The sequence below is a fragment of the Devosia sp. 919 genome (genome assembly GCF_013185965.1).
Taxonomy (GTDB): Bacteria; Pseudomonadota; Alphaproteobacteria; order Rhizobiales; family Devosiaceae; genus Devosia.
The window spans coordinates 2,105,278-2,114,143 of record NZ_JABAOL010000001.1 but is presented as its reverse complement, the minus strand read 5'-3'; the positions used below and the strand labels follow the sequence as shown (position 1 = coordinate 2,114,143).

Genomic DNA, 8,866 nt, shown 5'->3' with positions numbered 1-8,866 from the left:
AATGGTAGAGCTGTCTTTTAACTCGGCGCCGCACAGCGCCGCCCGCAGTACGGGCCGAGTTGACTGGATTGAAGCATTCCGAGGTATAGCGGCGCTCGGCGTAGTGTTCTGGCACACCAGCAACTACATCGAGCCGTACGGAGAGGGCCTCACGGGCCGAGTGTTTTGGCCTGCTTCTATTTTCGGCGTGGACGTCTTCTTCATCCTCAGCGGATTCGTCATGGTGCTGGCAACCTCCACGAGGAGGGCTGCACCGGCGCCACTCGATTTTTACATCCGCCGCGTGATCCGCGTCCTACCGCTCTATGCGCTCGCGACCCTGGCCTTTGTCGCTCTCAATCCTGCGTCGGCCCCAACACTGCAGCACATCGTTCGAAGCCTGCTGTTCTTACCTGGGATGGAGGTGGCCGACGCACCGGTCTATCGATTCCCGATCATGACCGTGGGCTGGACGCTCAACTATGAGATGTACTTCTACCTGGCCTTTGCCATTTCCCTGTTCTTTGGCCGGTGGAGGTGGACCGCGCTCCTGACCTGGATTTTCCTGGCCGTCTTCGCCATTCCCCTGGCCTTTGGAACCAACCAATTTCAGTTCCTGACTTCCGAGAACCACTTCCCCTTCGAGAGCGCTTGGCTAAATCTCCCAACCAATCCCATCATCCTGCTGTTCGCCGCTGGCGTACTATGCGGGCTGCTGCATGCGACAGGCTGGAAGATCCGCAGTAACCGCGTCTCGTTCGTCCTACGGGCTGGAGCAATCGCGTTGGTGGCGCTTCAGTACGCCTGCTCCTTCCGAGTGACCCACAGTGTGTTCGGTACAGGACTGAGCCTCGTGCCTCTGGTGCTGGTTTTCGCGGTCACCCAACCCTGCCGGTTTGTGCTGCTGCGTCCCCTGCTCTACCTCGGTTCGATTTCCTACGCCCTCTATGTGGCGCACCCCGTCGTCATCGTCGCGTTGCGACTACCACTTCACCAAGGCTACAGCGGGCTTGGTGCGGTACTGCTGACGACGCTGGTGTCCCTTCTGGTGGCCGCTCTTGCACACCACTTCTTTGAGCAGCCGGTGGCCCGCTGGTTGCGCCAGGCGATGAACACCATTCCGCGTCGGCAAATCGAGGCCGCCGGCTAGCCAAGCTAGTACGGGCGGGTCATGAATCCGCGCATGGCAAAGCGCCGTCGCTTCGGCTTCTCGCCGCGGCTGAGCCGACACTGCTGAATGGCATTGTTCAGTGCGTTCTGAACATCTGACAGACTGGCGTTCGCGTAACGCATCATGTCAGCGCCGAAACGTGCCTCCAGAATCATTTCTCCAGTGAGGATTGCTTCCTCGACCTTGCGAAGCTTGGCCGCCCTGGCACACCAGTCCACCGCAAGCGGGTCGTCGCCTTCCACGCTCATGTGTCACCTCGTGCCGGTTCACGGTTGCCCTCTGCGGCCATGCCGTTCTGACCGGCGCCTCCCTGCGAACGACCAAACGGGTGCGGGATGCCTTCGCCGGTGAGCAGCTTGATCTCGCGGCCGATCTGCGTTGCGTTCTCTTCCCAGTCCCGGCCAAGCAATGCAGCTTCGTCCGCAAGGGACGAGATGCCCAGTTCCAGCCGAACCTTGGCCGCCATGGCGCTCTTGTAATCGTCCGCACTCGGCTGTGCGGGGCCTTGCCACTCAGCCCACACGATCCGCTGCTTGTTGGCCGTGAAGGCAGCTAGTCCGCCGCGCAGCGGGACGCGTCCTTCGGCAATGGCTTCCTCGAGCCATGCCTCGTAGATAGCCTGAGCAAATGGAGCAGCGATGCGTTCCCGCCGCCGTGTAACGATCGGCCAAATCGACGCGATGCCCATCCGCACGCTGGAGTAGGTAGCGTTGGTGAAGTCCATCGAGAAGGACTCGAAGGTTAGCCCCAGTCGACGCGCCATCTCGCGCTGCAGGTTCTGCGAGAATGGGATGTACTGACTGCCAGGCGTTGAAGCCGTGTGCATCTGGAATTCTTCCCCAGGGCCAAGGTGATTGATGCGCGCAGGGTCGGACATCGAGATGCCCTTCTCCTTGAGCGCACCGATCCGCATGCCCCAGACGTCGATCAGATCCTGCGCAATGCCACCGACATGCTCTGCCCAAGGCATTGCAGCTTCGTCCCAGCTAGCTGGCGCCTCGGTGTCTGCCAAGGTCTGGATGGCTTGGAAAGCCTCGTCGCTTGCCTCTGGGCTCTTGATGGTGGCAGCAAAGATGGTCTGCATCAAAGCCGTCGCCAGCGTGGCATCGGCTAGTTGGTCAGACTGGGCAATGACCTTGAGGATCGGCGCCAGCACCGAGATACCTCGCGGGCTGCCCGGGTTCTCGCCACGGTCCATGACGTGAATGACGTCCTGAGCTCTGATCGGCGCATCCACCTCGATCCCGGTTTCCCGGCGGCGGAACAGGTACTGCAGCGCCCTGCCCCGTGTGTCGTGGTAGATGCCCTGATCCAGCCCCTCGAACTCGCGCGTAACCCGCGGTAGTCGGTGCGGAGCGACAAGGGACACCTTCGTGCCGGTCTCAAGGCCATATTGCCGGCGCTGCCCGCGGGTGAAGAAGTCGAGAACTCCAAGGGCCTCACCATAGGCGAGATTGCTGCGCATCACGGCGTCAAGCATCTCTGGCACGGTCATCTTGCCAGCCAGATCGCACTCGTGCCGGTTCCAGGCCCAACGGCGCCATTCCATCTCGACCAACGTGCACCAGTCGCTGCGTTGCTTTTCGGTATAGCCGAGGCCGCGAAAATTCGGACGGGCATTGAGCTTGAGCTCTGTCCCGATTGTGTCAGCGATGACCTGGTCGGCAGCCCCGGCCAACCATCCGCTGTTGTGCAGGAAGTCGATCGCCAGAGCCGAAGCGCGTTCCGCCGCTTCCCACACGTCGTGGCGCGCATCGCGAGTGACAGCCCGGCGCATCGCCAGGATGCCAGAGCTATCACCCCGGAGATATCGAGCCGTTGCCTTGCGGACCGGCGCGGCGGGGAACACAACGGCCCCCGCTTTCACGCGGACCCGCGGCTTGGTCTCGACCATCAGTGTTTCCTATCGATACGCGTTCCAGCGGGTGCGCTGACGAGGTTTACGAGCAGGCACCGCAATGGCTTGGCCCGGCGTGGCGTCGTCGCCTGAGCTTTCCAGCTCTTCGGGCACAGGCTCTGCTCTAGCCTGGGCTTCGGGACGGGGCCTCACTGGTGTGGGATCCAGACGGTTCGGCAAAGACAATCTCGCCGCCAGCGCAAGTACCAGGCAGTCCCAAGCTTCATTACGAGCACCGATGCTCTTGGGTACCCACATGCGACGCGGGCGGTTTTTCACGTAGCTGACGACAGCATGTTCTGAAGTCAGCTGATCGAAATAGTCAGCGCTCAGCCCCACCATGGGAAAGTGGATAGCGCGAGCCGTAGGGCCGTTGGGATCCGGCACAATGGCGAGTCGGGACGAGATGTCGTCCTTCGCAGTGTCCACGCCCACAGTATAGGGCTTGTCGCCGCTGTTCTTGGTCCGACTAGGCGTCTTCGGCCAGATCATCCGCGGGTTCTTCGGATCGGTGTTGCCGCGTCCGACGGTTGCGTATATCCGCCGGCGCTTTCGATCCCGGCAGAACTTGTAGACCATCTCCGAACGGTGACCGGCGCTGTCGATGCAGCCAGCTTGTGGCACCAGCACCTTGCCTTCGTCAGTCTCGCAGGGCTCGACAATCAACTGGTCGAACTGCTTCCAGACTTCCGGCTTTGACGTGTCGCCTGCCACTACTTCATGCCGAGCAACCCAACTCTCACCGTTGGGGCCCCAGGCGACGAACGTCACCTCGATGCGATCATCTTGCGTGTCGGCCCCGAAGGTGACGAGCTTGGCTTCGCTAGGCAGCGTCTCGTGGCTGTATGGCTCGCACCGATTGCGCAGTGCCGTCGGATCGGCGACTTCCACCGTCTCGCTATGTGGTTCGCCGAGCACAAGGTTGACGAACGTCTTCAACTGCGACGGGTCCTTGTAGACCCGCAGATATTCCTCGACCAAGTACCGCCAGGCCGCGTTCGGGAACAGGCTGTAGGCCGCCCAGATATGAAAGCCGGCATGTCCGTAGAACGGCTTCTCCGCCACCCACTTGCCGGCATCGATCATGCCGGGCTTGTCGTGTTCTTCGATCCGGCAGCCCTTGGCGTCACAACGGAAGTGGGCAGTCTCGGGCAGATGGTCGCCGGCTTCTGTCTTCTCCCAGCGCAAGTTCTCCCAGCGCAGCACCTGCTCATAGCCGCAGTGCGGGCACGGCACACGGTACCGACGCTGGTCGCTGCTCTCCCACGACTTCTCAATACGGCTCACGCCTTTAACCGTGGGGGTGGAGCCCAAGATAGTTTTCCGATTCCAGAAGCTCTCGGAGCGTTTCCGACCCAGCGCGATCTGGTCGCCCTCGTTACCTGCGCCCTGTTCCGGATAGCCGTCGACTTCGTCGAAAGCCACGATGCGCGCCGTGATGCGGCGGAAGCCGCCAGGACTGTTTGCCCCGACAAACGACACCGACGATCCGTTGCGGAACATTCGCTTCTGAATGCGCTGCTCGCTATCCTTCGCCTTCAGGTCGCCCGCGATGCCCGCCAACACTGGGGTATCGCGCAGCATAGGCGCGATTTCGGTCCGGCTGTAATCCTCTGCGTCCTCAACTCGAGGCTGAACTACGAGCACCGGCGAAGGGTCCTGGTGGATGAAGAACCCGACCATATTGTCGAGGATCTTGGTGTAGCCCACCCGGGCCGACTTCATGACCGTGAGGTCCTTTACCGTCGGATCCGTCACCGCATCCATGATGCCGTTCTGGTACGCGAACGCGTGAAACTTGCCGGCCTCCGCGCTCGTCTCCGGCGAGAGATACGCGTACTCTTCCGCCCACTGGCTCAGTGTGAGGATCGGAGGAGGCTTAAGCGCCTCGGCACGCGCCTTGCGAACGCGCTTAAGAAGGTTGCTTGAGCCGACGCTTAACGGCCTCGTCGGCTTCGTCGAGGTCGCCGTCTGCATCTCCATCGAACGCTAGTTCCTCGAGTGCGCTATTGACCTCACGATCTATCAGCGCCTTCACTTCTTCAGCCGATTTCATGACGGCGGCTCTTGGAGCAATGCGCGCCCCCAAGGCCAACAGTTTGTTCCGCACCAGTTGGTATTCCGCCACGACGATGTTCACGACATCATCGATATCCACTACCGCGCCGGCTGCCCGGTCGAAGTCGATCTGGCGAAGCTTCGCCAGATAGTTTTCCTTCATCCGCTCGGCTTGCGCCTTCGAATGAAACGTTCGCCCGTCGATGCTGATGGGCTGATCATCCGCGATCTTGGCCGCAGCTCTGTTGGTCGGACCCCGGACAATTAGCTTGTCCGAACTGTCCGACTGCTTGCCAGATCCCCTTCGCCACCCGCTGCCCACCAGTTCGGGGTCGATAGTCCCGTCGGCAAACGCCAGCAGATGACCGCTCTTCACCTTTCGGCGCACTAGGCTCTCGTCACAGCCTTCCCGCCGGGCGAACTCACTTTTGGAAACGCCTTGGCCCACGCGGACACCTTTTGGTCACTCGCACCTAGACGGATTTTGCGGCGGCGCCACCGCAGCAGGTCAAAACCCCCGAAACGGTCCCTGAACCCGGGGGGCCGCAGGGGATGCCTGCCCGTCTGCTCCTCACGCCCATAGGTGGCATTGCACGGGTTAAAGTTAACAAGACCTTACCGTTGCTCATAGGCTTCGCTGCACTATGGTCGCTCCAAGATCCGATGGAGACGCAACCATGGACTGGCAGATCCTTATCGCTCTTGGCGTTAGCGCAGGTTCGTTCATCGCTTACTTCGCCCTGGGCGGCACTCCTACAACCGAGGCACAGCAGACCCGTAGACGGCAGATCCAAGGCTACAGCCCATTTGCAAACCGAGCTGCCACGCAACCAACAGCAGGCCGGTACAGGCAATCGGATACGGCAACGCTCACGTCATTGCGCCGCTAGTGAGCAGCTTGATCAGCCGCGCTGCCTCGGTTGGTAGCGTCTGCGTGGCAATCCGCTCGAACGCTGCCTTGCTCTGATCTTTCACCAGCTCCTTGGGGACAGCAGGACCCCACAAGCTCTCAACGGCGTTGTTGCGACCTGATTTCTCGCTGAACTTGCCGGTGTTCCTGAACACCTGTCCGCCGAGCTTAGTCACGATGAAAGTGCTGCCAAATAGGCGCCGCTTACCCCATGGGCTGGCTGATACGCCCTTACGGGTCTGCCGTGCACTAAAGTCCTTGAGCGGAATGTAGCCGCCGCTGGATTCGATTGAGGTCTGAAGGTCGCTGCCCAATGCCGGCATGCGCCTCAGGTGCCCGTACTTGACGACCCTTGCCTGGCTGGCACCCATCTGCTTGGCGACGGTGCGCTTGACCTCGGTGTAGACCTTCTTGCCGGTGGTGTTCAGCGCCATACGGTAGGCGCGAGTGGCTTTCGTGCTCCCCAAGGCTGCGACCGCGTCTTCGAACTTGGGCAGACCAGAGCCTTGAAAGGTGATGGTGATCGCGGTCATTGTGGTACTATCCCATATGGAACGGACGCCAGAAACGTGATCACCGCCTTAAGACCTCGTTAACGACCGAAGAGCACCGTCTCGGTATTCAGGAGAGTGTCCATGACAGCCCAGAAGCGAGATTATGAGCGGGAACACCGCATCGATCCGATGTGGGCACTTGATGAAGACGCGCGGCGGCTTGCCATAATCCGTCGGGCTGCGGCCGGTGCTCGCAAGACGTTGAAGGCCGACGGTCAGCGTATCGACCGAATACGGCTCAGGAACAATCTGGCCGGTGCAGGCGGCGAGGTCCATTGATGATCCTTTCGCTGGCTAGCCGCGCGGCTCCTAAATAAGTCATGCTTCGATCTGCGACCGCTTGCGTTGTCCTTCTGTGCGCACAATGCGCGCGAGGAGAACGAAATGCAGACGCGCCATGAACTTCCGTTCTACGCAAGTGAGAATGGCGATCGGTGGCTGCTGGACTGCGAAGACGATGTGCTATCGGTAAAGCACTACGCTAACGAGCCGTCTGGCGGCCGTGTGACTACCTATGACCTCGGTGCGTTCTTGGTGCAGGAGCGACACTCGGCTGAAAACCGGTCGCTTCGCCAGCTGATAGGAACGCTGCTCAATCCGTTAGCCGCCATTGATCCGGCCAGGACCGATAAGGACAAGGACACATCTACAGTGATCTCACCGAAGCCTGATGGCGACGATAAAGAGCACAGTGATCTGCCCGAGCTGAAGGACGTCGAGCCGGGCAGTGATGCCGATGCAACGCCGGTTCCAGAGGTCGGTGAGACCCCACCGAACCCAAATCAGAACGACAGCGACGCCGACGTAAGAGAGTGAAGTGAGCTGTAGATAAGTCCTGGTAATCAGACCAGGCCCGCTGCGGGCTTGTAGCCCGCAAGCGCATAAGCCTCATCCGCTGTCCTGCCCTCGCTACGGCTGACCACCCGGTGCGCAGGGTGCCCAGGACCGCCGCCCTGGAGGGATGATCGAGGTTATTACCAGATCGTTGGTGAACAGCCTCTCCCACAGCAGCGCAGGAGCGGATACCGACGGTGTGTTCAACTTCTCGCATGGCGGGGTCTTTTCGCTAACCATGTGCGTTTGTCACTTTGGTAACCAATCGCAGCTACGCCCGGTCCTCCGGAGGAAGTATGACTGATCCTATCGACCCCGAAATCGCGGACGCTATTCTGCACGCCCGTATACTGAGGCTGCAGACCGCCCGCGAAGCTTTCGAGCATTTTATAGGGCGACCGGCGACAGAGGAAGAATGGTTGAGGGTAGAAGGCACCTGGACATTCCATGCCGGAAGAACGGATGGAGACCTGCTCACACTTAGCCGAGCCTTCCGGATCGATAAGCGGAACCGTTGAAGGCGGCCTTTCAGCCCCTCAAAATGCGCGAAAACTAGTTCTCAGGCCGGAGGATGAATATCAGGCGCTCTCGCTGCTAGCGGGCGCCATACCCGCGCGCAGCAGTTGTAGGGCGCCGCTGGATTGCTTGCCTCGGGGTTCGAGGGTGGTAAGGTCGGCCGTGATGGAGGACCGAATGGCTGAGCATCCGAAGATTAGCGTCGCAGTGCCGCCCGCCTGGTCGAGAGCAGCAATAATGAAGGGGGAGCCTGCAAGTGCCTTGTCCAACCTTCTCGGCTCCCGCTTCCCCGCCTACGACATTTCCACTGGTGGAATTACGCAGGACTCGGAAACGGTTTCGATTTTCCAGATGTTTGAGGCTACGGGCGAACCCGACCCGAACGACCTACTCCCGAACACCGAGTTGGATGCAATAGAAGAGGTGGTGACTGAGTACTACCGGATGTTCTTCCGGACACCCCACTAGTCTCTGGCACCTACCAAGCTTCCGTGGATTGAGGCGGTGAGCGTACCGCGCAATCGTGAATTCGCCTCAGCATATTTCTGCTGACAACTCTGTCCGTATGCCAGCTTGCAAGTTCAAGAGTCGCCTCAATGCGCTTCACCTAGAAACAACGAAGCCCCAGCACTGGCCGGGGCTTTAGAGGAGCGTCTGTGCTTGGACCGTACGCTACGAGAGAAGCTTCAGGTTGACGGCAGACTCTTTGCCATCCCGCCCAGATTCCACATCGTAACTCACCTTGTCACCTTCGTAGAGGCCCTGGAGTCCCGACTGCTGAACGGCGGAGATGTGTACAAAGGAGTCCTTCCCGCCGCCGTCAGGCGAGATAAAGCCGAAACCTTTGGTAGTATTGAAGAACTTAACGGTGCCGGTAGTAGCCATTTGCTCATCTGCCAGTTGCGCCGGCGTGGAATATGGCCGGGCTAGTTCCTAAGGGCACATGC

The 8,866-nt window shown here is 60.4% G+C and carries 10 protein-coding genes; 4 read left to right on the top strand and 6 right to left on the bottom strand.

Annotated features, from left to right (window positions below; translation table 11 throughout):
- The first annotated feature begins 1 nt into the window (after position 1).
- Entirely contained in the window at positions 2 to 1,129 is a 1,128-nt protein-coding gene (locus tag HRQ64_RS10355) for an acyltransferase (protein ID WP_172123210.1), read from the top strand.
- A gap of 5 nt (positions 1,130 to 1,134) precedes the next feature.
- On the opposite strand, the gene HRQ64_RS10350 is transcribed toward HRQ64_RS10355, so the two are convergent.
- The 5 genes from HRQ64_RS10350 to HRQ64_RS10330 form a co-directional block, all read right to left on the bottom strand.
- Complete coding sequence (locus HRQ64_RS10350) at positions 1,135 to 1,398, bottom strand: hypothetical protein (RefSeq protein WP_172123209.1); 264 nt, start codon at positions 1,396 to 1,398, stop codon at positions 1,135 to 1,137.
- The gene (locus HRQ64_RS10345) at positions 1,395 to 3,044 is read right to left on the bottom strand and encodes a phage portal protein (protein ID WP_172123208.1); all 1,650 of its coding nucleotides are present in this window, start codon (positions 3,042 to 3,044) and stop codon (positions 1,395 to 1,397) included. Before HRQ64_RS10345 ends, HRQ64_RS10350 begins: the two co-directional genes overlap by 4 nt.
- A gap of 9 nt (positions 3,045 to 3,053) precedes the next feature.
- Positions 3,054 to 5,030 carry a terminase gpA endonuclease subunit gene (locus tag HRQ64_RS10340; RefSeq protein WP_172123207.1) on the bottom strand — a complete coding sequence of 659 codons (1,977 nt, stop codon included), beginning with the start codon at positions 5,028 to 5,030 and terminating at the stop codon, positions 3,054 to 3,056.
- Positions 4,960 to 5,553, bottom strand: coding sequence for a hypothetical protein (locus HRQ64_RS10335; protein WP_172123206.1), 594 nt, complete (start codon positions 5,551 to 5,553; stop codon positions 4,960 to 4,962). The genes HRQ64_RS10340 and HRQ64_RS10335 overlap by 71 nt, the downstream gene beginning before the upstream one ends.
- 422 nt (positions 5,554 to 5,975) lie before the next feature.
- A complete protein-coding gene (locus tag HRQ64_RS10330; protein ID WP_172123205.1) occupies positions 5,976 to 6,548 on the bottom strand; it encodes a hypothetical protein in 573 nt (190 codons plus the stop codon).
- 102 nt (positions 6,549 to 6,650) lie between these two features.
- Here HRQ64_RS10330 and HRQ64_RS10325 point away from each other — a divergent pair, with 102 nt between their 5' ends.
- From HRQ64_RS10325 to HRQ64_RS10315, 3 genes are all read left to right on the top strand, one after another.
- Positions 6,651 to 6,848: a hypothetical protein gene (locus HRQ64_RS10325; protein ID WP_172123204.1), complete on the top strand. Its 198-nt coding sequence runs from the start codon at positions 6,651 to 6,653 to the stop codon at positions 6,846 to 6,848.
- A 105-nt stretch (positions 6,849 to 6,953) separates the two neighbouring features.
- Positions 6,954 to 7,385, top strand: a complete 432-nt coding sequence (locus HRQ64_RS10320) for a hypothetical protein (protein ID WP_172123203.1) — start codon at positions 6,954 to 6,956, stop codon at positions 7,383 to 7,385.
- Between the two features lie 711 nt (positions 7,386 to 8,096).
- The gene (locus HRQ64_RS10315) at positions 8,097 to 8,387 is read left to right on the top strand and encodes a hypothetical protein (RefSeq protein WP_172123202.1); all 291 of its coding nucleotides are present in this window, start codon (positions 8,097 to 8,099) and stop codon (positions 8,385 to 8,387) included.
- A gap of 204 nt (positions 8,388 to 8,591) precedes the next feature.
- Here the strand turns inward: HRQ64_RS10315 and HRQ64_RS10310 are convergent, their stop codons facing one another.
- Positions 8,592 to 8,804 carry a cold-shock protein gene (locus tag HRQ64_RS10310; RefSeq protein WP_172123201.1) on the bottom strand — a complete coding sequence of 71 codons (213 nt, stop codon included), beginning with the start codon at positions 8,802 to 8,804 and terminating at the stop codon, positions 8,592 to 8,594.
- Between the last annotated feature and the right edge of the window lie 62 nt (positions 8,805 to 8,866).

Excerpts from the sequence above, each read along its gene's own strand:
- HRQ64_RS10355 (WP_172123210.1), top strand. The coding sequence starts at position 2 with ATGGTAGAGCTGTCTTTTAACTCGGCGCCGCACAGCGCCGCCCGCAGT.
- HRQ64_RS10350 (WP_172123209.1), bottom strand. The coding sequence starts at position 1,398 with ATGAGCGTGGAAGGCGACGACCCGCTTGCGGTGGACTGGTGTGCCAGG.
- HRQ64_RS10345 (WP_172123208.1), bottom strand. The coding sequence starts at position 3,044 with ATGGTCGAGACCAAGCCGCGGGTCCGCGTGAAAGCGGGGGCCGTTGTG.
- HRQ64_RS10340 (WP_172123207.1), bottom strand. The coding sequence starts at position 5,030 with ATGGAGATGCAGACGGCGACCTCGACGAAGCCGACGAGGCCGTTAAGC.
- HRQ64_RS10330 (WP_172123205.1), bottom strand. The coding sequence starts at position 6,548 with ATGACCGCGATCACCATCACCTTTCAAGGCTCTGGTCTGCCCAAGTTC.
- HRQ64_RS10325 (WP_172123204.1), top strand. The coding sequence starts at position 6,651 with ATGACAGCCCAGAAGCGAGATTATGAGCGGGAACACCGCATCGATCCG.
- HRQ64_RS10320 (WP_172123203.1), top strand. The coding sequence starts at position 6,954 with ATGCAGACGCGCCATGAACTTCCGTTCTACGCAAGTGAGAATGGCGAT.
- HRQ64_RS10315 (WP_172123202.1), top strand. The coding sequence starts at position 8,097 with ATGGCTGAGCATCCGAAGATTAGCGTCGCAGTGCCGCCCGCCTGGTCG.
- HRQ64_RS10310 (WP_172123201.1), bottom strand. The coding sequence starts at position 8,804 with ATGGCTACTACCGGCACCGTTAAGTTCTTCAATACTACCAAAGGTTTC.